Raw genomic sequence first — 25,862 nt, forward strand, 5'->3', positions numbered from 1 at the left:
CGTGGAGCGGTGGCAGACCCGTGGCTGGTCAGTGCCTTGCGGGATGGTCGCGCCACGCGTTGGGAGGATATCCCGCCGGTGCTGAGCCGGTTCCTGGCCGATGTGATCGGCACCGGGACCGATGCCCAGGTGGCGGGACGGGTCAAGCAGTGGCTGAGCTACCTGCGTCGGCAGTGGCCCCAGGCCGGGGCGTTGCTGGAGCAGATCAAGCGGGAATCCGACCCCCTGGCTATGGCCCCGTTTCTGTCTGCGGCGCAGCAGGCGGTGTCAGCATAAACGGCTGGAACGGCGGCAGCACGAAAAAATCACCGTCGTGACGATCCGCCATGGCACGGAACGATGCATCCAGGTTGTCCAAGGCCCAGGGCAGTGGTGCCACATCGTCACGCAGTTCCGCGAAAAAATCATCCCAGTGCACAGGGATCACCGTGTGCGCTCCCACCGCCTGAGCGGTTTCTTCCATAAATGCCTGTTGATAGGCCTCACTCTGTTTGCCCAGGCTGGCGCTGGCCAATAGCGCATAGTCGGCCTGGTAGCGATCCAGTTCCCCGGGCTGCATGCCTGCACTTCCCTGAATCAGCAGGGTTCCCGCCGGATGGCTGACGACCAGTCCGTAGCTGGTGCCTTCTTCCCAGGCCCCCAGGGGGGCTGGCGGGATCACCGGTTCGGTGACCTCTCCCTTGCCGGTCCAGTTTTCAATGGCTTGTGGCAAGGGCACGTGGCCGGCAGGAACGAAGTAGAGTGTGAAGTCCCCGAATCGATAGGGGTGGTGAGTCTGCACCGTGGTGATGCGCGCTTCCGGTAAGCCGCCACCGCGCCCCACCATGGCGGTGGACGCGGATCCCAACAGCTGGGCGCCGGTCCGTTGCGCCACCAGGGGGGAATCCATGGCATGGTCGAAATGGGTGTGCAGTACCGGGATGGCATCCAGTTTACGGATACCTGCCTGTTTGAGTGCGTTGTCGATACGTTTCGGGTTCGGCTCGATCAGACCAAAAAGCTGGGGGATGCTGACCCGGGAAAAGTAGCCATCGGTGAGCAGGTGGGTGGTGCCGTCGCTGATCAGTACGGTGCTGGTACCAAGGAAGGTCAGGGTCACGTCACCGGGTTGGGCCGGGGGATGCGGCTCGGCAACAGGCCAGTGATCCCGGGAGGGGGATAGCTGGAAAGACACAATGATAGCTATCGCTGCTACCAGAAGGGCGCCGATCATCCATCGCGCAATTTTCATGGGACATCCACTGTTGTTCTGTTGAAAGGCCGTTCCGGACCAGGGGCGCATTTTAACGCATAAGTACCATTCTGACAGGGAAACCGCCGCGATAGATGGCGGTCTGTCGCAAAGTCCCGGTCGTGCCCACGGATTTTCCCGTCAGCCTTGTCTCCTCCCCATCCCCTCTGTCTTTCCGGGCTTCGACTAAAGTCATACTGTGCCGCCGATGCCCTTTGGCTAGTCTTGATAGCGAGCCTATCCCGATATTGCGGATAGCCCGCTACAACGAGGACGCAGAGGGACGAGTAATGAAAGAAGAAAATGCCCGCGCCTATTGGGCTGCCAACCTGCGATTGATTTTGACCTACCTGGCTGTCTGGTTCGCCGTCTCCTATGGCTGCGGAATCCTGCTGGTGGATGAACTCAATCAGATACAGTTTTTCGGATTCAAGCTGGGTTTCTGGTTTGCGCAGCAGGGAGCCATCTATGTGTTCCTGGTGCTGATCATCATGTATGCGCGATCCATGAACAAGCTGGATCGTAAATTCGACGTCCACGAAGACTGAGAGGGGTAAGATTATGGATGTTCAAACACTCACCTATCTCTTTGTGGGCGGTTCCTTTGCGCTTTACATCGGGATTGCGATCTGGTCGCGAGCCGGATCAACCAAAGACTTTTATGTGGCCGGTGGTGGGGTGTCTCCCATTGCCAACGGCGCAGCAACGGCAGCGGACTGGATGTCCGCCGCCTCGTTTATTTCCATGGCGGGGATCATTGCCTACGCCGGTTACGATGCGTCGGTCTACCTGATGGGGTGGACTGGCGGTTACGTATTGCTGGCCATGCTGCTGGCGCCCTATCTGCGAAAATTCGGCAAGTTTACGGTGCCGGATTTTATCGGTGACCGCTACTACTCCAATGTGGCGCGAACCGTGGCAGTGATCTGCGTGATCTTCGTTTCTTTCACCTACGTGGCCGGGCAGATGCGTGGTACCGGTATCGTGTTTGCCCGTTTCCTGGAAGTGAATGTCAATACCGGTGTGGTGATCGGTATGGCCATCGTTTTCTTCTACGCGGTGCTGGGCGGGATGAAAGGGATTACCTACACCCAGGTGGCCCAGTATTGCGTGTTGATCTTTGCTTTCCTGGTGCCGGCGGTTTTCCTGTCCATCATGATGACTGGCCATGTGCTGCCGCAGACAGGTTTCGGTGCCACCGTGCTGGATGCGGCCGGTAACGATTCCGGTGTCTATCTTCTTCACAAGCTGGATCAGGTGGTCACCGATCTGGGCTTTACGGCCTACACCGATGGTTCCAAATCCACGGTTGACGTGTTCTTTATCGCGGCTGCACTGATGTGTGGTACCGCCGGTTTGCCCCACGTGATCGTGCGCTTCTTTACCGTGCCTCGGGTAAAGGATGCCCGTATCAGTGCCGGTTGGGCGCTGTTCTTCATCGCCCTGCTGTACACCTCGGCTCCGGCGGTGGGTGCCTTTGCCCGGCTTAACCTGATTGATACGGTTCACCAGACCCAGTATGAGGAACTGCCGGAATGGTTCTATAACTGGGAAAACTCCGGGCTGATCGGCTGGATGGACAAGAACGGCGATGGCGCAGTGCAGATGAGTGCCGGCGCAGCCTTTGAAGGCAAGCCCACTTTCGCCGGCAGCCGTGCAGAAGTAACCGGTGCCTATGGCGAGCGTGTACTCACCAATGCACCCAGCGATAACGATGCGGAAGTGTATATCGATCGCGATATTATCGTGTTGGCAAACCCGGAAATCGGCAATTTGCCAGCCTGGGTCATCGCCCTGGTGGCGGCCGGTGGGGTGGCTGCGGCGCTATCCACTGCAGCAGGTCTGTTGCTGGTAATTTCCAGTGCCATTTCCCATGACTTGCTGAAGAAAACCCTGAAGCCGGATATTACCGAGAAGCAGGAATTGTTGGCGGCCCGTGGCGCAGCGGTGGTGGCGATTTGTATCGCCGGCTACTTCGGCATCAATCCGCCGGGCTTTGTGGCCCAGGTGGTGGCCTTCGCCTTCGGGCTGGCAGCGGCGAGCTTCTTCCCGGTCATCCTGATGGGTATCTTCTACAAGCGCATGAACAAGGAAGGGGCCATTGCCGGCATGCTTACCGGGCTTGCCTTTACCTTCTCCTATATCGTCTATTTCAAGTTCGTGTCCCCGGAGCTGAACAGCGCCGAGCACTGGCTGCTGGGTGTCTCTCCGGAGGGTATTGGTACCGTCGGCATGCTGCTGAACTTTGCCGTGGCCTTTGCTGTTTCCCGGGTGACGGCACCGCCGCCGGAGCATATCCAGCATATCGTGGAGGACATCCGTGTTCCGCGTGGTGCCGGTGAAGCTGTGGCGCACTAAAGAAAACGTTGAGCCAAGCCGGTGTGGAAACAGTCAGTCCGCACCGGTTTTGCGCTTTCTGAAAGAAGAGAGGAGAGTGAAAAGTTGAAAGTTTAAAGTTGAAACGCGGGCAGAGCATTTCTGTTCCTGCTGCGCCATCTTCGCGCTTTTACGCTTTGAACTTTCACCTTTTCACTAACCGGTCCGCCGCCATGATTGAACAGGAACTCGACCAGTATCCGTTCAGCCTGCTGGGAACAGCAGGCCGACATCGCCTGCATCAGGGCACGGATCTGTCCTATTACGAGCCCGGTGACATTATTCTCGAGGCGGCCAGTCCCAGTGACTATGTCTATGTGGTCCACAAGGGCAGTGTGGCAGAGCTGGATGTGAAGGCTCCGGATGGGCGCAGCCAGGTGGGGGTGTATGCTGCCGGGGATCTGTTCGGTGCCATCAGTGTGCTCAATGGCAAAAGCCGTTACCGTTTTCGCGCAGAGCAACAGACCCTGTGCCATCTGATTCCCGCAGCCCTGTTTCTGGAGTTATGCGACAGTGAGCCGGAGTTCGGCCGCTTCTTTCGCCAGAGCCTGGCGGAAAAAAGCCAGCGCCTGGCGGAGCGACGGGAAGGGGGTGTCACCCTGGCCGGGTTCATGCTGGCGCGGGTGGATCAGTGCATGCGCGAGCCGCTGGTCATGGCCGCCGACGGTACCCTGCGGGATGCGGTGACGGCGCTCAAGCAACATGGTGTGGACAGCGTGCTGATCCACAGTGATGACGGCTTTGCCATTGTCACCAAAACCGATCTGCTGACCGCCCTGGTGCTCAACGAGCAAAGTGCCGATACCCCGCTGGACGCGGCGGCAGAGCGGCAACTTGTCACCGTTCGCCCGGACGATTATCTGTTCACCGCGCTGACAAGCATGACCCGCCACAAGGTGGCACGGGTGGTAGTGATGGCGGGCGAGCAGGCGGTGGGGGTGGTGGAGCTCACCGATGTGCTCAGTTTCTTTTCCAGCCGCTCCTATGTGGTGGGTCTGGAAATCGAGAAGGCCGAATCCCTGGACGAGTTACGGCTTGCCAGTGAACGGTTGCCGGAACTGGTGGAAGCGCTGATGGCCCAGGGCGTGAAAATGCGCTTTGCCATGGAGCTTCTGGCTGCCCTTAACGGGCGCATCATGGCCAAGGCGTTTGCCATGGTGGTGCCGCCTGAACAGCACCAGGCCTGCCTGATCATCATGGGCAGTGAAGGGCGCGGGGAGCAGATCCTGAAAACCGACCAGGACAATGGTCTGATCCTGGCGGATGATCAACACTGGCCCCGCTGCGAAACCGATGCCCGGCGTTTTTCTGAAACCCTGCTGACCCTGGGCTATCCCCCCTGTCCAGGCAAGGTGATGGTGTCCAACCCGGAGTGGGTGGGTAGCCTGAGTCAGTGGCAACGACGCATCCATGGCTGGGCGGCGGATGTGGGTGGCGAGGGACTGATCCGCATTACCACCCTGGTGGACGCCCATTGCGTGGCCGGGGATAACCGCTTGCTGGATAGCGTGCGCACGGCACTGTTCGACCGTTGCAGCGATGATGATCTTTTCATGGCCCACTTTGCCCGGCCGATCCTGCAATTCGCCACGCCATTGAACCTGTTCGGTTCCCTGAAAAAGCCCCAGCACGGTATCGATATCAAGAAAGGGGCATTGTTTCCGGTGGTTCATGGTGTGCGTGCCCTGGCCTTGCAGCACCGCATCGCAGAAACCTCCACCCTGGCCCGGCTGGAAAAGCTGGTGGCGATGAAAGTGTTGGAACCTGGCTTTGCCGAGGACCTGGGGGAAGCCATGGAGCTGTTCAGTGAACTGCGCCTGAATCATCAGCTCGAACACCTGCATGGTGATGCCATGAACATTCCCGACAACCATATCGTGGTGCAGCGGCTGTCATCTCTGGAGCGAGACCTGCTCCGGGATGCCCTGCATCTGGTCAGTGATTTTAAACAGCGCCTGTCCCGTCGTTTCCATCTGGAGTACTGAGAATAGCCATGGGTGCAGGCAGGAGGATAAAAGGCATGCTGAGGCACTGGCGACGTTATACCGATCGACATCGTCACGGGCAGGGGCCCTTTGCCCATCTTTTTATGCCCTATCAGGGCGATGAGGTGATGGCCATCGACTGTGAAACCACCGGGCTGGACAGCCGCCATGCGGAGCTGGTTTCCATCGCGGCGGTGCCGGTGAAGCAGGGGCGGGTGCTGAGCAGCCAGGCGCTGGATATCAAACTGCAAGCGCCGGAAAGTCTGGAAGGCAGTTCCATTCGTATTCATCGTTTGCGGCCGGTCGATCTGGAGGAGGGCGAATCCGTGGTCGCGGCGCTGGAGCAGCTGCTGGACGTGATCGGCAATCGTCCCCTGGTGGGCTGGTGCGTGGATTTCGACGTGGCCATGATCAACCGTTACCTGCGCCCTCTGTTGGGCTTCGATCTGCCCAATGCCACTATCGAGCTGTCCAGCCTGTATCAGAAAAAAATGCGTCACTGGAAACCGGAACTGGAGCCGGACCTGCACTTCGATGCCATGGCCGACGCCTTGCAGGTACCGGTCATGGAGCGGCACACCGCCCGCGGCGATGCTGTGACGGCGGCGCTGATGTACCTGCAGCTGCAGAGACCCGTGATGAATTAAGTTGGCGCTTTGCCAGGAAGGCGCCAAACGGTTGCGGAAGAGATAATGGAGAGGAATATGCTCTACGCCGAAAAAGTGGCCTTGATCGCCGGTCTCTGCATCGTGTTGTATGCCTACCTGCGTTACTGGCAACGGACCCGGGACACCCGCGGCCTGCTGATGTTCTGGCGGCGGGAAATGACACTCACTGAGAGTGAATTCAAGTGGCAACGGGCCGGGGTCGCCCTGTTGCTGGTCGCGGTGGTGCTACGCTTCGTCCAGGCGTTGCTATAAGCTGAAATCTGTATCCGTTTAACCGGGAGCGGCGGTGTTTTCATTGTGGCAGTTGAGCGGCCTGGCACTGGGGTATGTGCTGGTGCTGTTCGTGATCGCCTGGTGGGGTGACCGGGCGGCTCGACAGGGGCGTAAAACCTTCCAGAATGCCTGGGTCTACAGCCTGGGACTGGGCGTATATTGTACCTCCTGGACCTTCTATGGTGCGGTGGGCGAAGCCGCCCAGAATGGCTGGAATTACCTGCCTATCTATCTCGGTCCCATCCTTACCGTGTTGCTCGGTGGTGCCCTGATCTACAAGATGGTCACGGTGGCCCAGCAGCATCACATTACCTCCATCGCGGATTTCCTGGCGGCCCGTTACGGCAAGTCCCGCCGCCTGGCCGTTCTGGTTACCCTGGTGGCAATCATTGGTGTGCTGCCGTATATCGCCCTGCAGCTGAAAGCAGTCACCCTGTCATTCGATTACGTGCTCAAGGACTCCGCGCAATACGATATGGATACCGCGCTGCTGGTGGCGGTACTGATGGCGGTGTTTACCCTGTTGTTCGGAACCCGCCATATCGATACCACGGAGCACCAGTCCGGTTTGATGCTGGCGGTCAGCTTCGAGTCCTTTATCAAGGTGGTGGCCTTCGTGTTGCTGGGGCTTTACTGCCTGTACTTTATTTTCGACGGCCCCCTGGATATGTGGCAGCAAGTGGCGCTGCAGGATGACGTTTTCCAGATTTTCGAGCCCACTCTGTTTTCCCAGAGTTTTGTCACCGCCTTGCTGTTGTCCATGGTGGCGATCCTGTGTTTGCCGCGTCAGTTTCATGCCGGGGTCGTGGAAAACAACGATCTTCGGCATTTACGCACCACCCGCTGGCTTTTTCCGCTGTATCTGCTGATGTTTGCGGTCTTTGTGCTGCCCATCGTGGTGGCCGGCGTCATCACCCAGCCTTACCTGATAGGTCAGGCGGACACCTACATGCTGTCGCTGCCCATGGCCCAGGACAATTCGACCATGCTGATGGTGTCGTTTATCGGCGGCATCGCGGCGGCAACCGGTATGGTGATCGTGTCCACGGTGTCGCTGGCCATCATGCTGACCAACGAAGTGTTGCTGCCGCTGTGGTTGCAGTCGCGGCTTCATGAGCGGGACCAGCTGGCCGGGCTGAGCCGTCAGCTCCGGTTTCTGCGTCGCGCCAGTATTCTGGTCTTGCTGGGCCTGGCCTTTGCCTTTCATACCCTGATTGATCGCTTCGATGGCCTGGCCAGTATTGGCCTGTTGTCCTTTGCCGCTGTGGCGCAATTCGCGCCGTCGCTGGTGGGGGCCTTGTACTGGCGCACCGGGCACAAGCAGGGGGCCTTTGCCGGGTTGGGTTTCGGGTTTCTGTTGTGGTTCTACTGCCTGTTGATGCCGGTCATTCTGCCGGTGGAGTGGGTGCAGACCCTGAACGATCGGGGCCTGTTGGGGCTGGGACTGCTGCGTCCCCATGCCATGTTCGGCATTGAGGGGCTGGAGCCGCTCACTCATGGAGTGTTTTGGTCCCTGTCGGTGAACCTGGCGGCGTTCATCTACTTTTCCCGGCGTGCATCCCACGATGCCCTGGACGAGGCCCAGGCAGCCCGGTTTGTGGACATGCCCATGGACTGGTGGCGCGAAGGCATTGGTCACCCGTCCATCACAACCGCGGAACTGCTGGAAGTGTGCAAGCGTGGGCTGGGCCATCCCCGGGCAGAGCCTTTGTTCTTCGACTATATGCGACGTCGCAACGTGTCCGAGCAGCTGGCGTTGCCGGCGCCGTTGCACCTGGTTCGCTATGTGGAGCGGCTACTCGCCGGCACCATGGGCGCGTCCACGGCGCGAATCGTGATGAGCACCCTGCTACGCAAGCAGAACAGCCGCCATGACGATGTGGTGAGAATGATGGATGAGGCTTCCGAGCTGATCCAGTTCAATCACCAGCTGTTGCGTACCACCATCGAAACCATCAGCCAGGGTATCTGCGTGGTGGATCGGCAGATGCAGGTCGTGGCCTGGAACCAGGCCTACGTGAAACTGTTCGATTATCCGGACGGGCTGATCCGGCTGGGTCGCCCCATTGAGGACGTGTATCGCTATAACGCGGAGCGTGGCTATTACGAGGGCGGGAATCTGGAAGACGATGTGAGCAAGCGGGTACAGCTGTTGCGCGAGGGTCACTCTCACCAGTTCGAACGTGAGTTGCCCAACGGCATCGTTGTGGAGGTGCGCGGTACGCCCATGATGGGGGGCGGTTTTGTCAGTACCTACATGGATATTACCGAGCGCAAGCGTGACGAGCAGGCGCTTCGCCAGATCAACGAAAGTCTGGAAAACCGGGTTGCCGAACGTACCCGAAAACTTACCGAAGTGAATGAGAAACTGGCCCGGGCCAATGATGGCAAGACCCGGTTTCTGGCCGCCGCCGGCCATGACCTGATGCAGCCCCTCAATGCCGCCCAGCTGTTTACCTCGTCGTTACGCCAGCAGCTGGTGAAACGTGACGGTGAAAGTTTTTCCCGTGAAGTGGATGTGCTTGGTCATATCGATACCTCCTTGCAGGCCGCCGAACAGATCATTTCGGCACTGATGGAAATCAGCAAGCTGGATACCGGCACCATGCCCACGCATGTGCATCCGTTGCGTCTGGGCAGTTTGATGGCCCCGCTCAACCAGGAGTTTTCTGCCCTGGCCGCCGCCAATGGGTTACGTCTGCGATCGGTGATCTGCGAGGCGGTGGTGGAGACGGATGAGGGGCTGTTGCGGCGAGTCCTGCAGAACCTGCTGTCCAATGCCATTCGTTATACCGAACACGGCCGCATCCTGTTCGGCTGCCGTCGCCAGCACAATGCCATACGCATTGAGGTGTGGGACACCGGCCCGGGGATTCCCGATGATCAGCACGAACAGATTTTTCGGGAGTTCCAGCGCCTGCCGCAACAAAGCCGAAAGCCGGTTAAAGGGCTGGGCTTGGGGCTGGCCATCGCGGACCGGATCTGTCGATTGCTGGGGCACCGGTTAACGGTCCGTTCCTGGCCCGGTAAAGGTACGGTGTTCAGTGTCACTGTGCCGCTGGCCAGCGGCGAATTGCCGCCGTTACTGCAAGAAGCGGAAACGGCCAGCAAGGGCATTGAGGGTTTGCGGGTGTTCTGCGTGGATAACGACCCGGCACTGCTGGCCAGTCTGGTGGCGGCCCTGGAGATGCTCGATTGCGACGTGGTAGCGGCCAGCGGTCTGGATGACGCCCTGCAAAAAGCAGTCAACAACCCTGCCCCGGATGTGCTGCTGGTGGACTATCAGCTGGATAATGAAGACGGCTTTGCGGTGATCGAAGGGCTGGACAGCTGCTGGGAAGACGTGGTCCCCGCCATCCTCATGACCGCCGACCGCAACCCCCACGTCCGAGAGCGCGCGGAAGAGCAAGGGGTTGGTTTCCTGCAGAAGCCGTTGACGGAGGCGATGCTCAGGAGAGCGTTGGAGCAAATTAATAGTTAATAATGAATAATTAATAGTTGCGCGCGAAAGGTAATCACAGCCGGACCGCATGAGGCCGCGCTCAAAGACTGGGCGCGGCCTCATGCCTTTTAGATAGCGAGAATTTCTGATCGCGCGTTATTAATTATTCATTATTAACTATTAATTGCCATCCACCCCCTGCGGTTCAATCGCCAGGTCCTTCAATGCCAGCACCGCCTGGGTGCGGTTGCGCACTCCCAGTTTGCGGAAGATGGCGGTCATGTGGGCCTTGATGGTGGCTTCCGAGACATCCAGTTCATAGGCAATCACTTTGTTCTGCATGCCTTCCATCAACATGCCCATGACCCGGAATTGTTGTGGTGTCAGGCTGGCGATGCGCTCGCTCATGCCAGAGTGATCGGGCAGGGTAGGGGGCATGGCCCGGCGGGCGTGTTCGGGAAGCCAGCGTTCACCAGCCATGATCTTGCCCATGGCGTCGGTCATGGTTTCGATGGAAGCGGATTTGGGGATAAAGCCGTCGGCGCCAAAATGAATGGCCCGTTGAATCACATCAACACTTTCCGTTGCGGAAATCACCACCAGCGGCACCTTGCGATACTGTTCGCGCAGGTAGACCAGCCCGGAAAAGCCATGGGTGCCCGGCATATGCAAATCGAGCAGAATCACATCGAAGGGAATGGCCTGTTGCCCCAGCGTCTCCAGAGTCGCCAGAGAGTCGGCTTCATGGATGGTGGCATCGACAAAGCTGGCGGCTACCGCCTGTTTCAGGGCAGCGCGGAAAAGGGGATGGTCATCGGCTATCAGTATTGTTGTCATGGCCCCGATTTAAGCATGAAAGAAAAAAAGATGCTGCCCTTTGGAAGACTCGCAGGGCAGCGTGGGAAAAACAGGAAACAACGGGTTCCCTTCAGCATAAATCTCTGGCCCTGGTGCATGGGTGCTGAGTACGCGCAGGTCCGTTTCAGCGCCCCGGCGCACCCTTCACTCACCGATTGACCCGGGTTTCCACCAGGCTTGCCACCACCGCCGGATCCGCCAGGGTGGAGATGTCGCCCAGGCTGTCATGTTCGTTGGCGGCCACTTTTCTGAGGATGCGACGCATGATCTTGCCGGAGCGGGTTTTCGGGAGCCCGCCAGTGAAATGGATCAGATCCGGGGTGGCGATGGGGCCAATCTCCCGGCGTACCCACTGGCGCAATTCCTGGAGCAGTGCATCGCTGGCCACTTCCCCGTCATTGAGGGTCACATAGACATAGATGCCTTGCCCCTTGATGTCGTGGGGGTATCCCACCACCGCTGCCTCACACACCCTCGGGTGGGCGACCAGGGCGCTTTCCACTTCGGCAGTGCCCATGCGGTGACCGGACACGTTGAGCACATCATCCACCCGGCCGGTAATCCAGTAGTATCCGTCTTCGTCGCGGCGGGCACCGTCGCCAGTGGTGTAGTACCCGGGGAAGCTGCTGAAGTAGGTCTGTACGAAACGTTCGTGATCGCCCCACAGGGTGCGGGCCTGCCCAGGCCAGCTGTCGGCAATGACCAGGTTGCCTTCGGCAGGGCCGTCCAGCAGGTTGCCGTCGTTGTCCACCAGAGCCGGCTGGATGCCGAAAAAGGGCAAGGTGGCGGCGCCGGGTTTGGCCTCGGTGGCCGCCGGGAGCGGACAGATCATGATGCCGCCGGTTTCGGTCTGCCACCAGGTGTCCACCACGGCCGCCTGGCCTTTGCCGACCACATCGTGGAACCATTGCCAGGCCGCCGGATTGATGGGCTCACCGGCGGTGGCCAGGATCCGTAATGTATCGCGCTTGCTGCTCTGGCAGCAGTGATCGCCGCCGGCCATCAGAGCGCGGATGGCGGTGGGGGCGGTGTAGAGAATTTCCACCCCGTAGCGATCGATGATGTCGCCCACCCGCTGATCATTGGGATAGTTGGGCACGCCTTCAAACATCACACAGGTGGCGCCGTTGGCCAGCGGACCATAGACCAGATAGGTATGCCCGGTGATCCAGCCCACATCGGCGGTGCACCAATAGACCTGGCCGGGGTGGTAATCGAAGGCCAGCTGATGGGTCAGTGATGCATAGACCATGTAACCACCGGTGGTATGCAGCACCCCCTTGGGTTTGCCGGTGGAGCCGGAGGTGTAAAGAATGAACAGGGGGTCTTCCGCATTCATGGCTTCAGCCGGGCAGTGGCTGTCGCTTTGTGCCTGCTCTTCCGCATAGTCCAGATCCCGGCCCGGTTGCCAGTGGACGTCATTGCCCACGTGGCGGACCACCAGAACCTTTTCCACCACACCAGTGCCATCCTGTCGCAGGGCCTCATCCACGTTGTCCTTGAGGGGCACCGGTTTGCCGCCACGCCGTCCGGCATCGGCGGTGATCACCATTTTGGCGCCACAGTCGGCAATGCGACCGGCCAGGGCATCCGGAGAGAAACCGGCAAACACCACGGAATGAATGGCACCGATGCGGGCGCAGGCCAACATGGCGAAAACCGCTTCCGGGATCATAGGCATATAGATCATCACCCGGTCGCCCTTGCCGACGCCCTGGCGCTTGAGGGTATTGGCAAGTTGGCAAACATGCAGATGGAGTGCCTGGTAGGTGATTTCCCGGCTCGGCAGGCCAGCTTCATCCGCTTCCCAGTACAGGGCGACAGCGTCTCCATTGGCGGCCAGATGACGGTCAATGCAATTGCTGCTGGCGTTGAGTTCGCCGTCATGGAACCAGCGAATATGAACGTCATCCGGATGGAAACGGGTGTCGCGAATCTGCTGCGGTTCGCGTACCCAGTCGATCCGCTGGGCCTGGCTGCGCCAGAATCCGACGCTGTCCTGCAGGCTCTGTGTGTAGAGAGACTGGTAGTCGTTGGCGTCGATCCAGCAATGGGATTTCAGAGCGGCTTTTACCGGCACGCGTGCACCCGTTTCCATGGGACTTCCTCACTGAAGTGATGCGGTTGTTATCAAGGATGCTGCCAGTGTGCGAAAGCACGGCGGTGCCCTGAATTAGACCTTGGTCTTAAGAGAAGGCAGCCCCTTTTCGACCTATGGCTAATAGTTGCGCGCTCAGGGGCCGAGCAAGCTGTTGATGGAGTGACTTACGTGTTGATGAAAACAAGAGGGCAGGGCCATGACAGCAATAAAACCCAAGTACCTGTGTGCCGCCGTTCTATTTGCCCATGCGGGTATGGCGGGTGCCGCTACCCTGGAGGAGCGGGTAGCCGAGCTGGAAAACAAACTGGAACACAGTGGCGGAAACAGCCAGATCACCTTTGGTGGTTTTATCAAAGCTGACACGATCTACAGCAAATACAGCGATGGTGAAGAAGCATCAGCGGCAATCGGGGAGGACTTTATGGTGCCTTCCACCATTCCTGTGGCGGGGGAAGAGGGCTCCGGCAAGCTTCATATGCATGCCAAACAGAGCCGCTTCTGGCTGAAGAGTGTTACCCGTACTCCGGTGGGGGATGTGAAGGGCCATATCGAAATCGATTTTCAGACCACCGGCCTTGGCGACGAGCGTATTACCAATAGCTATGCGCCACGTATTCGCCATGCCTATCTGTGCTGGGACAAGTGGTTGTTCGGACAGACCTGGTCCACCTTTTTCAATGTCAGTGCGTTGCCGGAAACCCTGGATTTTGTGGGTGCTGCCGGCACCGTCTTCGAGCGCCAACCGCAGATTCGTTACACCAGTGGCCCGATCATGCTGGCCCTGGAGAACCCCTCCACGACGCTCTACGGCGGCACGGAAAATCCCTACGACGATAATGGTGTGCCTGATGTGGTGCTGCGCTACAACCTGACCGGAGACTGGGGCAATGTGAGCCTGTCCGGCATGGGGCGTGAGCTGGCCTACCAGGACAACATCGGTGGCCAGGACCGGGACGAGAGCGAATATGGCTACGGACTGGCACTGGCAGGCAAGATGATGCTGGGCGAGATGGATGATGTACGCTTCCAGCTCAATTACGGCAATGCCATTGGCCGTTACCACACCCTGAATGCATTCCGCTCCGGGCAAATTGAAGCGGATGGCGATATCGAGCTGATTGATCAGTGGAGTGCGGTACTGGCCCTGCACCACAACTGGAATGATCGCTGGAGGTCGAACTTTGCGGTGTCCATGAGCGAAGCGGATAACCCGGAGACTGTGGCCGGCACCACCAACGAAACCGTACAGAGCGCCCATGCCAACCTGATCTGGCAGGTGGCAAAGCCCCTGTCATTGGGGGGGGAGCTGATTTATGCCGAACGGGAAACCGAAGCCGGTGACAATGGTGATCTGAAGCGTGTGCAGTTCACTGCCAAGTACGCGTTTTGAGAATGGCGCCTCGGTTGAGGTGTTGGAGCCATGTCGGCATGGCGAAGCTTGCTGGGGAACGTGGAAGGTTCGCCTTGTGAACAAGGCTCCAACGGTAAAGTCTGAAGGGCAAAAAAAACGGGGCGCTTGAAGCGCCCCGTTTTTTCTTGTCAGCGAGTGCCCGGTCGCTTAATCAACATCTGCCGGGTAAACGCCATTTTCATCGTGCACTTCCTTGCCGCTCAGCGGCGGATCGAAAACGCAGGCCACGACCATGTCTTCGTCACCGCCATAGAGATAATGTTCGTCGTGCTCATTGAGCAGGTAGACAGTGCCGGGCTTCAGGTCGTAGACCTTGCCATCGGAAATGGTTTCTACTTTGCCGTTACCCGACATCACATACACGGTTTCCAGATGGTTCTGGTAGTGGATGTGAGTCTTGGTACCCTTGAAGATGGTGGTGATGTTGAACGAATGCCCCATCTTGTCGTCTTTCAGGGACAGGCGAACAGACTGCCAGTTGCCGTTTTCGGCTTTGACACAACGGTCTGACTTCTCGGCTTCCGCCAGAGTGCGAACGATCATGAATTATGACTCCTGAGCAAAAAAGGGAGGGAGAAAGGCTCCCCCGGAACCGGGGGAGCGGGCAGTCTGTTTAGCTAGCCATGCTGGCAACAGAGTGCGCTTCACCGCGCTTGATGCGGTCAGTCATGACTTCGGCAACGCTTTCCTTGATGATGTCCAGCGCGCGGGTCAGATCTTCTTCGGCAATGGTCAGCGGACACAGGGTCTTGATCACCTGGTCATCGGCACCGGAGGTTTCAATCACCAGCTGACGCTTGAAGCAAGCCTTGGTGATTTCGCCAGCCAGTTCGCCGTCACGGGCCACCAGGCCCTGCATCATGCCGCGACCGTTCAGGTAGAACCAGTGGTCGTCATAGCTGTTGGCGATTTCACGGAAACGGTCCGTGATGATATCCGCCTTGCGCTGTACTTCCTTGGCGAACTTGTCGTCACGCCAGTAATGGTTCAGCGCGGCCGCTGCAGTCACAAAGGCCAGGTTGTGACCACGGAAGGTACCGTTGTGCTCACCGGGTTTCCACTGATCCAGCTCCGGTTTCAGCAGCACCATGGCGAAGGGCAGGCCATAACCGCTCAGGGACTTGGACAGGGTGATGATGTCCGGATTGATGCCGATATCATCAAAGCTGAAAAAGGTGCCAGTACGGCCACAACCGGCCTGGATGTCATCCAGAATCAGCAGCATGTCGTGTTTGCGGCACACTTTTTCCAGATTGCGCAACCAGTCGAAGCTGGCTGCGTTGATGCCGCCTTCGCCCTGTACGGTTTCCACAATTACTGCGGCGGGGTGGTCCACACCGCTGGAGGAATCGCCCAGCACCTTGTCGAGGTACTCGGTGGTGTCGAAGGCATCGCCTAGATAACCGTCATACGGCATCGGTGTTACGCCGCCCATGGTGACACCGGCAACGCCACGGTGATGGCTGTTACCCGTGGTGGCCAGGGCACCCAGGCTCACACCGTGGAAGCCATTGGTGAAGCTGATGATGTTTTCGCGACCCTTGATATTACGGGCCACTTTCAGCGCCGCTTCCACTGCATTGGTGCCGGTGGGGCCGGTGAACTGCATGATGTAATCCATATCGCGGGGCTTCAGGATCACTTCGTAGAAAGCATCCATGAATTCACGCTTGGCCGTGGTATGCATATCCAGGCCGTGAACAATGCCGTCACGCTGGATGTACTCAAGCAGCTTCTCTTTCAGTACCGGGTTGTTGTGGCCGTAGTTGAGCGTGCCTGCGCCGGCCAGGAAGTCGATGTATTCCTTGCCGGTTTCATCGTACAGGTAGCTGCCCTTGGCCTGGTCAAACACCACCGGGAAGCTACGTGCATAGCTCATTACTTCCGATTCGTGACTTTCAAAAATGTCGGTATCCATGATTCCTGTTCCTCGCTTGAATTCGGTGCTTGTTACGTTCTGTTCAGTTCGCTCAGGCTTCGTCTCTGTTGAATGGCCCGATACGCAGCAGATATTCGTCATTATGTTCGCCGGCAAAGTGAATGCGCGAATCGAACAGAATAAATTCTTCCGTGGGCATGCTGCGCTGGTAGGCGAAGCTGCGGAACATTCCCCAGGAGGCTTCGTTGTCCGGGGTAATGGTGGTCTCGATGAACTGAACGTCGGTGCTTTCCTCACGGTTGATCAGTTCGGCCAGCATGCGCTTGGCCAGGCCCTTGCCGCGGGCTTTCTCATGTACGGCCACCTGCCAGACGAACAGCGTGTTCTGCTGCTTGGGCGGGATGTAACCGGAAATGAAGCCCACTAGGTCGCCGTCCATTTCCGCGGCGACGGAGGTGTCAGCAAAGTGCGTACACTGCAGCAAGTTGCAATAGACGGAGTTCTCGTCCAGCGGCTTGCACTCACTGATCAGCTTGTGCACCCGGCTGCCGTCCTGGCTTTCCGGTTTGCGGAAAGTAATGTCATCCTGATTGTCGGTGGATGAATCCGTTTTCTTTGCACTGTCTGCAACCATGGTTTCACTTTTGGTCCGTTTTAGAGAAAGAGTTGGCTTCGCGTTCGCGGCGACTACTCATGTCCACCGCTGGTTGGGCGCGGTCGATGGCGCCCAGATCCAATACCGGGGACGCGTCGATATCCCCGGCATTCATCATCGCGGCCACCCGTTGCAGGGAGCTGAGGATTAACGATTGCTCCCAATCTTCCAGGCGGTCAAAACGCTCGATGAATTCGTCCTGAAGCGGCGTAGGGGCCTGGTCGATGATGTCGTCACCGGCCGGGGTCAGGTGAGCGTAGACCCGACGTTTGTCCTGCTCGCCGCGCTTGCGCTCGACAAGCTCCCGCTTTTCCAGGCGGTCCAAAATGGTGGTGATGGTGGCCTGGCTGAGAGAGACCTCATTGGCCAGGTCGCCCATGGTGATTTCACCGTGAGCCGAAATCGCCTGCATGATGAGTAGCTGAGGCGAAGTGAGCCCCGAGACCTTGCTCAACTTGCGAGAGTAAAGGTCGGTGGCGCGAATAATCTGTCTTAATGCAATCAGCACGTCTTCGTGTCTGGCCATTGCCGTCCGTTCTCTTGATAACAAAGTAATGTGACCGTTATTGGACATAATCAGTCTGCAATCACCTTTGAGATGTAAGGATTCAACCCCACACCATTCAGGGCAACGCCAAGTAATTCCTTGCGAAAATTGGTAAGCTATTTTAGAGATAAAACATTTAGAAGTCAAAGTAACTCCTGGCGCAAGCCCGCCGAAACGGCGCGATGCCGCGTCTTTTCTGGCCTGCACGGGATTTGCCAAAGGCCTGGCAATGACCCGAAATTGCTCTCCTTGTTGAATCAGTATTGCGCCCCGGTCAGAGCCTTCCCCGGTGGATGTGTGGGTGGGGCTGGGGTCCGGCCGGCCTGGCGAATGTGGCCACAGTGGTGGCACATGGCAGGGCTTAATGCGACCATACTCTGGGCCTGAAGTGACCGCTTCTTGCGCCGTTTAAACGTAAGTCGACAGATTGAGGATAGAGTCTTGCAGAGAATGCGACTTGCGCGCCTGGCATTGCTGGGGGTGTTGTTTCTGGGCCTGGCGCCCACCGTCATGGCGGAAACCGATGAGGCTCCCCGCCAGGAGGCTGAAAGCGAAATCGAGAAGGGGCCGGTCATTTCCCAGTTCCGGGAAAACTGGATCCTTGGCGAGTTGCGTAACCTCCGCCAGGACATGATGGAATACCGTAACCAGATGAACCTGCTGGTCACTGACCGGGAGCTGGAAGTGGCAGACAAGGCCATGGGCTATGCCACCAACACGGTGACCTATTTCTTCTATCTGATTGCCGGTGCCGCTTCCATTCTGGCGCTGGTGGGCTGGTCCACCATTCGTGACCTGAAGGACAACGTGCGGGTTTACGCGGAAAAGGAAATGGCCCGTCTGACCAGCGAGTACGAGGCTCGCCTGGCGGATCTGGAGCGGGAGCTGCGCAAGAAATCCCTGACCATTGCCGAAAACCAGGAAGAGATCGAGCGCACCAACGAGATCCACAGCCTGTGGCTCAAGGCCACCAAGGAGCCCAGCGCCCAGGCCAAGATCGAGCTGTATGACCGGATTCTGGAATTACGCCCGGATGATCCGGAAGCCCTGGCCTGGAAGGCCGATGCGGCCCTGGAGCTGGGCGAACAACGCTGGGCCCTGAGCCTGTGTGACCGGGTGCTGGAAGTGGATGAAGAAAACTCCCATGCCTTGTACCAGCGCGCCTGCGCCTGGGCCGGGTTGGGTGAGATCGATAATGCGCTCGCCGACCTGGATGCGGCCATCCAGACCTCCGAAACCCTGCGCCGTCATGCCCGCAGTGAAGAGATGTTCCGCCCCCTGCATGCGCTGGCTCGCTTCCAGGAACTGGTGGGTAGTGCAGACGAACCGATCTGATCGGGCTGATAGGGCCATTCTGTCAATCCCATAGCCAAAGCCGCGCCCGCAAATGGTCAATTTGCGGGAGACTTTCTGCTAGACTTGCCCCCCTTGTCAGTCAGGGCGATGACAGTCGGGTTACCGTTTTGTTCACCCGACGGGCCATAAGATGGTCTCTCGTGCGCCCCTATGGAGAATCCCATGACACGTGAAACTGGTGCCGGTGGCACCAAACAGATGCCGGACGTCGCGTCCAATTCCATGGTGGATCACATCCATAGCACCCTGGATTGGGTCGGCATGAGCGAAATCCACCTGCCTGCCCGGGTCAGTGACACCCTGGCCGGTGAGCGCCCGGTGAGCACCTCTATCCAGGCCTATGTGAATCTGGCCAACCCGGATTCCAAGGGTATCCATATGTCCCGGCTGTTTCTGATGCTGGAAGAGACCTTTGGCGATCATTCGGTCAGTGCTGCATCCATTGAGCAGCTGCTGCGTAATTTCCTGCAGACCCATGAAGGCCTCAGCACCCGCGGCTTTGTGCAGCTGGACTTTGAATACTCCATGCGTCGTCCTGCCCTGAAGAGCAGCTATTCCGGCTGGAAGAGCTACCCGGTCAGCATCAAGGGCACCCTGTGTGAAGAAGGCATGCGGATCGAGATGTACGTGGAAGTGCCGTACTCCTCCACTTGCCCGTGTTCAGCGGCCTTGTCCCGCCAGCTGATTCAGGAACAGTTCCGCCGTGACTTTGCGGAAGGCAAGGTCGATGCGGATGCGGTGTTTGAGTGGCTGGGGACCGAAGAGGGTATTCTGGCCACCCCGCACAGCCAGCGCTCCGTGGCCCAGGTGCGGGTCCTGCTGGATCACACCGAAGGCGATGCGTTCCCCATCACTGCGCTGATCGATTCCATCGAAGGGGCTCTGAAAACCCCGGTGCAGACCGCCGTGAAGCGGGTGGACGAACAGGAATTCGCCCTGCTCAACGGCCAGAACCTGATGTTCTGTGAAGATGCGGCCCGTCGCCTCAAGCAGGCCCTGAATCCCCAGGGTTGCTACAAGGATTTCTGGCTGCGGGTCAATCACCTGGAAAGCCTGCACGCCCACAACGCGGTGGCCATTGTCACCAAGGAAGTGGACGGCGGTTACCTGCCGATTCCCTGATCAGTCAGCGCACCACAAGAAGCCCTCTTTCCTGACGGAAAGGGGGCTTTTTTGTGGGTCGCGCCCCAGCTCTCAGCCCCCGGTCGGAGATCCGACCTCAGCCCCGCGTCCTCTCAATCACGCCTTTTGTGATTTGCGGCCATGCCGCTACCTGTTGTTCGGTTTGTGATCAAATGCCGGTTCGGGTGAGCCAATATCCGTTAGTTTGCATATCGGCACTGGCGTCCCAGCCAGCCGATGGCAGTACAACAATAAAAAACGCTAGGCAGATCAGAAATGAGTACGACTGATGCGTCCCGGCCCGTGGCAGGTCGGTTCTACCGGAAGGAACTGGTGGCATTGCTGGATCATTGCGCCCGCGTGCCTCTCACCCTGTTGCTGGCTCCCGCCGGAGCGGGGAAATCCACCCTGCTCAGCCAGTGGCAATCCCGGCCCGGCCCCGGCGTGGTGGTCTCTCTGAGCCTGCGCCCGGCGGATGATGACCCGGTGCGCTTCCTGCGCCGTTTTGCCGAGCAGACCCGTGCCGCCGTGCCGGCGTTCGATACCTCCTGGTTCATGCCCTTCGATGTGGCTGAGCTGCCGCCATCGTCCATTGCCGATGCGCTCTTCGAGGCCCTGGAGCAGGTGGCCGGGCCCCTGATTATCGTCTTTGATGACTTCCAGCATATCCGTAGCCCGGAAACACTCAGTGTCATCAGCACCCTGCTGGACCAGCCGCCGGCGGACGTGCACCTGATCATCGCCAGCCGCACCCAGCCGCCCCTGGATATCAGCCGCCTGCGGCTGGAGGACGCGTTACTGGAAATCGGCGCCAGCGAACTGAAAATCCGCCGTGAGGAAGTCACTGCCCTCAATGAAGGTCTGGGCGGCGGGGCGCTGGATGAGGAGGAGATGGTCCACCTGCTTAGCATTACCGAAGGCTGGATGGCCGGGGTCAAGATTGCCCTGCTGGCGGCCATGCGCTCGGGCATGCAGACCCTGAAAGATTTTGATGCCAGCCAGCCGGAGCTGATGGACTACTTCTGCCATGCGGTGTTGAAAGGTCTGCCCGATACCGCCCGCACCCTGTTCATGCAGAGCGCCTTGCTGGACAGCTTCAATGCGGAATTGTGCAACCAGGTGCTGCAGAGCGATCGCGCCGCCCGTCTGATCGAGGAGCTGACCTCCCGGGAACTGTTCCTGATCCCGATATCGGGCAGGCCCGGCTGGTATCGCTATCACGGGTTACTGAAGGATTTTTTGCGCGCCCGAGTCGCCATTGAAATGCCCGAATGCATCGCGCCGATCCACCGCCGTGCCACCCGTTTCTTTGTGCGCGAGCAGAATTTTCGGCAGGCCGTATGGCATGCCAAACGGGCCGGGGACGACAGCCTGTTCATTCACTGCCTGGAGCAGGCCTTCGACTACTGGCTACGGGAAGGTTATACCGCCCACATTCTCGACTGGGCGGAAACGCTGTCGGACAGCACCCTTCTCAGCCGTGATGAGTTGTCCGCCCCCTTGATCAGCACCCTGACTCTGTCTCGCCGGTTCTTTCGGGCCCGTTATTATCTGGATGCATTGAAAGAGGCGCCGCGTAACGATCAGCAAGCCCGCGACAATCACGCCCGGGTGATCGACTTTCTGGAAATGCACCTGCAATTGTTCCAGCACGATACCGACTTCATGGAGGGTGCCAATCTGTCCCTGCTGATGGAAAGCAGTGGTCACCGGGACATCCGGGCCTTCTCCCTGGCCATGGTGGCCTACTACCACCTGCAGCATGGACGACTGGAATCCGCGTTGGCGTTTTCCAGTCAGGCCAGAGAAGTCTTGCTTCGCCTGGGGCATCATTTTACCGCCGGCTACGCCGGGTTGATTACCGCCCTGGCCAACCACCAGCTGGGCCATATCGGTGAAGCGGTGGCGTTTATCAACGAGCATTTCCATGGCACCTCCCGGGACAGCCCGACCTGGTCCCTGTGGGCCACCGGCATGGTGGTGGTGCTGTACGACCAGAACCGTCTGGAGGAAGCCCAACAGCTGTGCGAAGACCTGCTGCCCATGGTGTCGTCCGCCTCGGCCACGGAAGTGATTTCCACGGTCTACCTGACCCTGTCGCGGCTTCAGCATCTACAAGGCAAACAGAAACCCTCCGAGCGCATGCTGGAAAAACTGCTGGGCATTCTGCAGCTGGGCAACTACCAGCGCTTCGTCAACATGACGGTGCTGGAAATGGTGCGCCAGGCCTTCACCGCCGGTTGCTGGAGCCGGCTGGATGCGGTGGCGGAACGTTTCGACCTGGCCGGTTGGGTGGCGAAAAACGGCACCCACACCCCGGCCACTTACAGCCAGAGCTGGGAACGGAAAGGGCTGGCTGCGGCCTACTGGTTGATCGCCAATGGCCGCCTTGCCGAGGCAGACGCCGTGTTGCAGCGGTTGCTTTCAGTTGTGAAGGCGGCAGGGATCATGACCCGGGCTTCCATCGTGGAGGCCAACCTGTTGGTAATCACCGCCCGTGGCAGTAGTGCCGGTGAGCAGGCAAAACGGGTGGATGAACTGATTACCCGCTACGGGCTGCTCAATATCAACCGCTCGGTATTCGACGAAGCGCCGGGCCTGGCGGCATTGATGAAAAAGCTGTGGAGCCGTGGCGTGCTGATGCTGCCGGAGTTTTATACCGACCTGTTCCCCGCCGTCTTCGACGCGGCCCCGGCCAATGCTCCGCTGGATGTGGACCCGGATGCGGTGCTCACGCCAAAGGAACTGGAAATCTTCGAGCTGTTGCAAGGTGGCTTGAGCAACGCCGGCATCAGCGAAAAAGCGGGCACCTCCATCACCACCACCAAATGGCACTTGAAAAACATCTACAGCAAACTCGGCGTTTCCAGCCGCACCGAAGCGGTCCTGCGCGCGGCATCGCGTTAGCGCTTGCCGTAGCAGCGTCGCTGGCGTCGCGATAAATCAAACAGTGACGAGTCGCGAGAAGCGAGATTCGAAAATCGAAACCGAGAACCAGGGAAAGCCAGGTTTTCGCTTCTCGTAACTCGCAACTCGCCTATCGCGCCGCCAGCGACGCTCCTACCGAAAGCCAAACCATGACCCGGTTCGCGATTTCCGCCCACCCCCTCCCGCAGGAGGGGGTGGAGGGGCTGGCCCCGTTGCTAGAGTCCGGGCGTTGTCATCCGACATACCCCGAGAACAACAAGACGGAGGCTTATCATGGCTATGACCCCCTGGGTTACCTGGCCGGCCCTGACCAAATTCGGCACCCTGGGCGTGATGGGTGCGTTACTGGTACTGGCCGGGCAGCGGGAAGACCTGCTCGAGAACAACATGTTCGATATGGAAAGCTGGGACGAAAAGAACGCCAGCATTGTCTGTGACGAACGCAGCCTGACCGCCCGCACCGAAGATGGCACCTGTAATATTCTGGAGAACCCGGCGGAGGGCTCCGTCCATACCAACTTCGGCCGAAATGTGGACCCGGCGTCGGTGTATGCGGAAAACGCCAGTGGCAATCTGCTGACCCCCAACCCCCGGGAAGTCAGTAACCTGATCATGTCCCGGGGCGGCGATTTCAAACCCGCCACCACCCTGAACTTTATCGCCACTTCCTGGATTCAGTTCATGGTGCACGACTGGTTCGACCATGGTCCGCGCACCGATGCCAACCCCATTGAGTTCCCGTTGCCACCGGGGGATGTGCTGGGATCCGGCACCATGTCCGTCCAGCGCACCCGTCCGGACCCGGATGTGAGTGGTGACGAGTCCGTGGTCACCTACGAGAACATCAACACCCACTGGTGGGATGGCTCCCAGCTCTACGGTAGCGACAAGGACACCAACGACGAGGTTCGTTCCTTCGTGGACGGCAAGCTGGAAGTGGACGGCAACGGCCGTCTGCCCACGGAATTTCTCAGCGGCAAACCGGTCACCGGTTTCAACGAGAACTGGTGGGTGGGGCTGAGCATGATGCATCACCTGTTCACCCTGGAGCACAACGCCATCGCCGACATGCTCAAGGCCAACAATCCCGGCAAGTCTGATCAGTGGCTGTTCGACAAGGCTCGCCTGATTAATTCCGCCTTGATGGCCAAGATTCACACCGTGGAATGGACCCCGGCGATCCTGGCCAATCCGGTATTGGAGCGGGCCATGTACGCCAACTGGTGGGGCCTGGGCGGCGATCGCGACACCCGCGACAAATTCCAGGAAGACCTGGATATGCTCAACAACAACCTGGGGCAGCTGGGCAGTCTGTTTGACCTGGTCGGCATCGATACGGGCCTGGGCGACAGCCCTACCAGTTCCATCGAGCATGCCCTGGCCGGCCTGGTGGGTTCGCGCACGCCCAACAATTACGGTGTGCCTTACACACTGACCGAAGAGTTTGTTTCCGTATACCGCATGCATCCGCTGTTGCGTGACGAGATCAAGGTCTACGACATCGGCTCCAACATCGTTGATCAGGAAATTCCCATTCAGGACACCCGCAACGGCGACGCAGAAGATCTGCTCGGCGACGTGGGGCAAGACCGTCTATGGTATTCCTTCGGCATCACCCATCCGGGGGCGCTGACCCTGAACAATTACCCGGATTTCCTGCGCAACCTGTCCATGCCGCTGATCGGCGACATCGACATGGCCGCCATCGATGTACTGCGTGATCGCGAACGCGGGGTGCCGCGCTACAACGAATTCCGCCGCCAGATCGGCCTCAAGCCCATCACCCGTTTCGAGGACCTCACCAGCGACCCGGAACTGCTGGCGGACCTGAAGTCGCTCTACAACAACGACATCGAAATGATCGACACCCTGGTGGGGCAGCTGGCGGAAGAAACCCGTCCGGAAGGCTTTGGTTTCGGCGAAACCTCTTTCCAGATCTTCATTCTCAATGCCTCCCGTCGTCTGATGACCGACCGCTTCTTCACCACCGACTATACCGACGAGGTCTACACCGCCGCCGGTATCGACTGGGTGGAAGATAACACCATGGTGGATGTGATCCGTCGTCATTTTCCCACCCTGGCCACCAGCCTGGTGGGCATGGACAACGCCTTCAAACCCTGGGGCCTGAACATGCCGGACGACTATCAGGACTGGTCCGCCCAGGCCAAGCAGGATCACCTGTGGGTCAACGGCGCCCTGCGCACCAGCTATGAAGAGGGTGAAATGCCCGCCATCGAACCCATCGACATCGGCGGCCTGATCAACTCGGTACTGTGGAAGAAAGTACAGGATGTCACCGACGTGGCGCCCCCGGGTTACAGCAAGCCGATTCATCCGCGCGGTGCTTTGGCCAAGGTCCAGTTGCAGTCCGCCGGCGGCCATGATTACAGCGGCCTTTTCCAGGGCGCCGACCACGGGCTGTTGCGCCTGTCCGTTACCGGTGATCCTTCCGACCGCGGTTTTGCCCCCGGCCTGGCACTGAAACTGCTGGTGGATGGCAAACGCTCCGAAAACGTGTCGGCGCTCTATACCCTCAGCGGCCAGGGCGACAACCACAACATCTTCGCCAACGAACTGTCCAACTATGTGCAGGCGGAAGTGAATGAAACGCTGGGCACCACCGCATTGTTCTCCCTGGTTTCCACCAAGCCCACCCTGCTGGTGATGAGCGACATGGCCAAAGTGAACCAGGACGGCAGCGCCGCAGGCAGCGTCAAAACCCCGACGCAGATCTACTTCGTGCCCAACCTGACGCTGAGAAATACCATCAGCACCGCCCCCCACGATTTCCGCGAGGACCTCACGGCCATCCCGGCGGGCACCAAGGTGTATGACGTCTACGGCACCGACATGCAGATCCGTAAATCCATCTGGCCCTGGGTCACCGCCCGCTATGCCCGCGAGCGTCGCAACAGCGCCGTCAAAATCGGCGAACTGGTCACCCAGTCCGAGTTCACCCTGTCCCAATTCGGTGACACAGGCATCTTCTTCAAGCACCAACGCTACGAGGACCGTTAAGGGAGAGCG

18 protein-coding genes and 1 pseudogene are annotated in these 25,862 nt (G+C 59.0%); 12 read left to right on the forward strand and 7 right to left on the reverse strand.

Annotated elements, in window-relative coordinates; genetic code table 11:
- Window positions 1–276 (forward strand): annotated as a pseudogene (locus A3714_RS17935) (tRNA dihydrouridine(16) synthase DusC); the annotation flags it as partial.
- Here the strand turns inward: A3714_RS17935 and A3714_RS05180 are convergent.
- Complete coding sequence (locus A3714_RS05180) at window positions 230–1,231, reverse strand: MBL fold metallo-hydrolase (protein ID WP_063509590.1); 1,002 nt, start codon at window positions 1,229–1,231, stop codon at window positions 230–232. The pseudogene A3714_RS17935 and the gene A3714_RS05180 sit on opposite strands and share 47 nt — an antisense overlap.
- 290 nt (window positions 1,232–1,521) lie before the next feature.
- Between A3714_RS05180 and A3714_RS05185 the strand changes: the two genes are divergently transcribed.
- The 6 genes from A3714_RS05185 to A3714_RS05210 all read left to right on the forward strand — a co-directional run bounded on the left by A3714_RS05185 (window position 1,522) and on the right by A3714_RS05210 (window position 10,014).
- Window positions 1,522–1,779 (forward strand): DUF4212 domain-containing protein, encoded by a 258-nt coding sequence (locus A3714_RS05185; protein ID WP_062815795.1) that lies wholly within the window; start codon window positions 1,522–1,524, stop codon window positions 1,777–1,779.
- Window positions 1,780–1,792: 13 nt separating this feature from the next.
- A complete protein-coding gene (locus A3714_RS05190; RefSeq protein WP_062815796.1) occupies window positions 1,793–3,589 on the forward strand; it encodes a sodium:solute symporter family protein in 1,797 nt (598 codons plus the stop codon).
- 191 nt (window positions 3,590–3,780) lie between these two features.
- The gene (locus A3714_RS05195; RefSeq protein WP_063509589.1) at window positions 3,781–5,592 is read left to right on the forward strand and encodes a DUF294 nucleotidyltransferase-like domain-containing protein; all 1,812 of its coding nucleotides are present in this window, start codon (window positions 3,781–3,783) and stop codon (window positions 5,590–5,592) included.
- Window positions 5,593–5,627: 35 nt separating this feature from the next.
- Window positions 5,628–6,239, forward strand: coding sequence for a 3'-5' exonuclease (locus A3714_RS05200; RefSeq protein WP_063509588.1), 612 nt, complete (start codon window positions 5,628–5,630; stop codon window positions 6,237–6,239).
- A 57-nt stretch (window positions 6,240–6,296) separates the two neighbouring features.
- Window positions 6,297–6,512, forward strand: coding sequence for a hypothetical protein (locus A3714_RS05205; protein WP_063509587.1), 216 nt, complete (start codon window positions 6,297–6,299; stop codon window positions 6,510–6,512).
- 34 nt (window positions 6,513–6,546) lie between these two features.
- Window positions 6,547–10,014: a hybrid sensor histidine kinase/response regulator gene (locus A3714_RS05210; protein WP_063525775.1), complete on the forward strand. Its 3,468-nt coding sequence runs from the start codon at window positions 6,547–6,549 to the stop codon at window positions 10,012–10,014.
- A 141-nt stretch (window positions 10,015–10,155) separates the two neighbouring features.
- Here A3714_RS05210 and A3714_RS05215 read toward each other — a convergent pair whose 3' ends face one another.
- Entirely contained in the window at window positions 10,156–10,812 is a 657-nt protein-coding gene (locus A3714_RS05215) for a response regulator transcription factor (protein WP_063509700.1), read from the reverse strand.
- A 169-nt stretch (window positions 10,813–10,981) separates the two neighbouring features.
- Entirely contained in the window at window positions 10,982–12,931 is a 1,950-nt protein-coding gene (gene acs / locus A3714_RS05220; RefSeq protein ID WP_062815802.1) for an acetate--CoA ligase, read from the reverse strand.
- 199 nt (window positions 12,932–13,130) lie between these two features.
- Between acs and A3714_RS05225 the strand changes: the two genes are divergently transcribed.
- Entirely contained in the window at window positions 13,131–14,324 is a 1,194-nt protein-coding gene (locus A3714_RS05225; RefSeq protein ID WP_063509701.1) for a DcaP family trimeric outer membrane transporter, read from the forward strand.
- 168 nt (window positions 14,325–14,492) lie between these two features.
- On the opposite strand, the gene A3714_RS05230 is transcribed toward A3714_RS05225, so the two are convergent.
- The 4 genes from A3714_RS05230 to A3714_RS05245 form a co-directional block, all read right to left on the reverse strand.
- Window positions 14,493–14,888: an ectoine synthase gene (locus A3714_RS05230; RefSeq protein ID WP_062815804.1), complete on the reverse strand. Its 396-nt coding sequence runs from the start codon at window positions 14,886–14,888 to the stop codon at window positions 14,493–14,495.
- A gap of 70 nt (window positions 14,889–14,958) precedes the next feature.
- Window positions 14,959–16,263: a diaminobutyrate--2-oxoglutarate transaminase gene (ectB, locus tag A3714_RS05235; protein WP_063509702.1), complete on the reverse strand. Its 1,305-nt coding sequence runs from the start codon at window positions 16,261–16,263 to the stop codon at window positions 14,959–14,961.
- A 52-nt stretch (window positions 16,264–16,315) separates the two neighbouring features.
- Complete coding sequence (ectA, locus tag A3714_RS05240) at window positions 16,316–16,858, reverse strand: diaminobutyrate acetyltransferase (protein ID WP_062815806.1); 543 nt, start codon at window positions 16,856–16,858, stop codon at window positions 16,316–16,318.
- A 4-nt stretch (window positions 16,859–16,862) separates the two neighbouring features.
- Window positions 16,863–17,405 (reverse strand): MarR family winged helix-turn-helix transcriptional regulator, encoded by a 543-nt coding sequence (locus A3714_RS05245; protein ID WP_062815807.1) that lies wholly within the window; start codon window positions 17,403–17,405, stop codon window positions 16,863–16,865.
- A 471-nt stretch (window positions 17,406–17,876) separates the two neighbouring features.
- Here A3714_RS05245 and A3714_RS05250 point away from each other — a divergent pair, with 471 nt between their 5' ends.
- The 4 genes from A3714_RS05250 to A3714_RS05265 all read left to right on the forward strand — a co-directional run bounded on the left by A3714_RS05250 (window position 17,877) and on the right by A3714_RS05265 (window position 25,853).
- The gene (locus A3714_RS05250) at window positions 17,877–18,761 is read left to right on the forward strand and encodes a hypothetical protein (RefSeq protein ID WP_062815808.1); all 885 of its coding nucleotides are present in this window, start codon (window positions 17,877–17,879) and stop codon (window positions 18,759–18,761) included.
- 183 nt (window positions 18,762–18,944) lie between these two features.
- Entirely contained in the window at window positions 18,945–19,904 is a 960-nt protein-coding gene (gene folE2 / locus A3714_RS05255) for a GTP cyclohydrolase FolE2 (RefSeq protein ID WP_231866133.1), read from the forward strand.
- A gap of 276 nt (window positions 19,905–20,180) precedes the next feature.
- Entirely contained in the window at window positions 20,181–22,811 is a 2,631-nt protein-coding gene (locus tag A3714_RS05260) for a LuxR C-terminal-related transcriptional regulator (RefSeq protein WP_082844790.1), read from the forward strand.
- A 294-nt stretch (window positions 22,812–23,105) separates the two neighbouring features.
- On the forward strand, window positions 23,106–25,853 hold the full coding sequence (locus A3714_RS05265; protein ID WP_063509703.1) for a peroxidase family protein: 2,748 nt from the start codon (window positions 23,106–23,108) through the stop codon (window positions 25,851–25,853).
- Window positions 25,854–25,862 lie beyond the last annotated feature (9 nt).

It is taken from the genome of Alcanivorax sp. HI0007 (genome assembly GCF_001635525.1).
Taxonomy (GTDB): Bacteria; Pseudomonadota; Gammaproteobacteria; order Pseudomonadales; family Alcanivoracaceae; genus Alcanivorax.

Bases quoted from the DNA above. Each gene is read 5' to 3' on its own strand.
- A3714_RS05180 (WP_063509590.1), bottom strand. From the start codon at position 1,231: ATGAAAATTGCGCGATGGATGATCGGCGCCCTTCTGGTAGCAGCGATA.
- A3714_RS05185 (WP_062815795.1), top strand. From the start codon at position 1,522: ATGAAAGAAGAAAATGCCCGCGCCTATTGGGCTGCCAACCTGCGATTG.
- A3714_RS05190 (WP_062815796.1), top strand. From the start codon at position 1,793: ATGGATGTTCAAACACTCACCTATCTCTTTGTGGGCGGTTCCTTTGCG.
- A3714_RS05195 (WP_063509589.1), top strand. From the start codon at position 3,781: ATGATTGAACAGGAACTCGACCAGTATCCGTTCAGCCTGCTGGGAACA.
- A3714_RS05200 (WP_063509588.1), top strand. From the start codon at position 5,628: ATGCTGAGGCACTGGCGACGTTATACCGATCGACATCGTCACGGGCAG.
- A3714_RS05205 (WP_063509587.1), top strand. From the start codon at position 6,297: ATGCTCTACGCCGAAAAAGTGGCCTTGATCGCCGGTCTCTGCATCGTG.
- A3714_RS05215 (WP_063509700.1), bottom strand. From the start codon at position 10,812: ATGACAACAATACTGATAGCCGATGACCATCCCCTTTTCCGCGCTGCC.
- acs (WP_062815802.1), bottom strand. From the start codon at position 12,931: ATGGAAACGGGTGCACGCGTGCCGGTAAAAGCCGCTCTGAAATCCCAT.
- A3714_RS05225 (WP_063509701.1), top strand. From the start codon at position 13,131: ATGACAGCAATAAAACCCAAGTACCTGTGTGCCGCCGTTCTATTTGCC.
- A3714_RS05230 (WP_062815804.1), bottom strand. From the start codon at position 14,888: ATGATCGTTCGCACTCTGGCGGAAGCCGAGAAGTCAGACCGTTGTGTC.
- ectB (WP_063509702.1), bottom strand. From the start codon at position 16,263: ATGGATACCGACATTTTTGAAAGTCACGAATCGGAAGTAATGAGCTAT.
- ectA (WP_062815806.1), bottom strand. From the start codon at position 16,858: ATGGTTGCAGACAGTGCAAAGAAAACGGATTCATCCACCGACAATCAG.
- A3714_RS05245 (WP_062815807.1), bottom strand. From the start codon at position 17,405: ATGGCCAGACACGAAGACGTGCTGATTGCATTAAGACAGATTATTCGC.
- A3714_RS05250 (WP_062815808.1), top strand. From the start codon at position 17,877: ATGCGACTTGCGCGCCTGGCATTGCTGGGGGTGTTGTTTCTGGGCCTG.
- folE2 (WP_231866133.1), top strand. From the start codon at position 18,945: ATGACACGTGAAACTGGTGCCGGTGGCACCAAACAGATGCCGGACGTC.
- A3714_RS05260 (WP_082844790.1), top strand. From the start codon at position 20,181: ATGAGTACGACTGATGCGTCCCGGCCCGTGGCAGGTCGGTTCTACCGG.
- A3714_RS05265 (WP_063509703.1), top strand. From the start codon at position 23,106: ATGGCTATGACCCCCTGGGTTACCTGGCCGGCCCTGACCAAATTCGGC.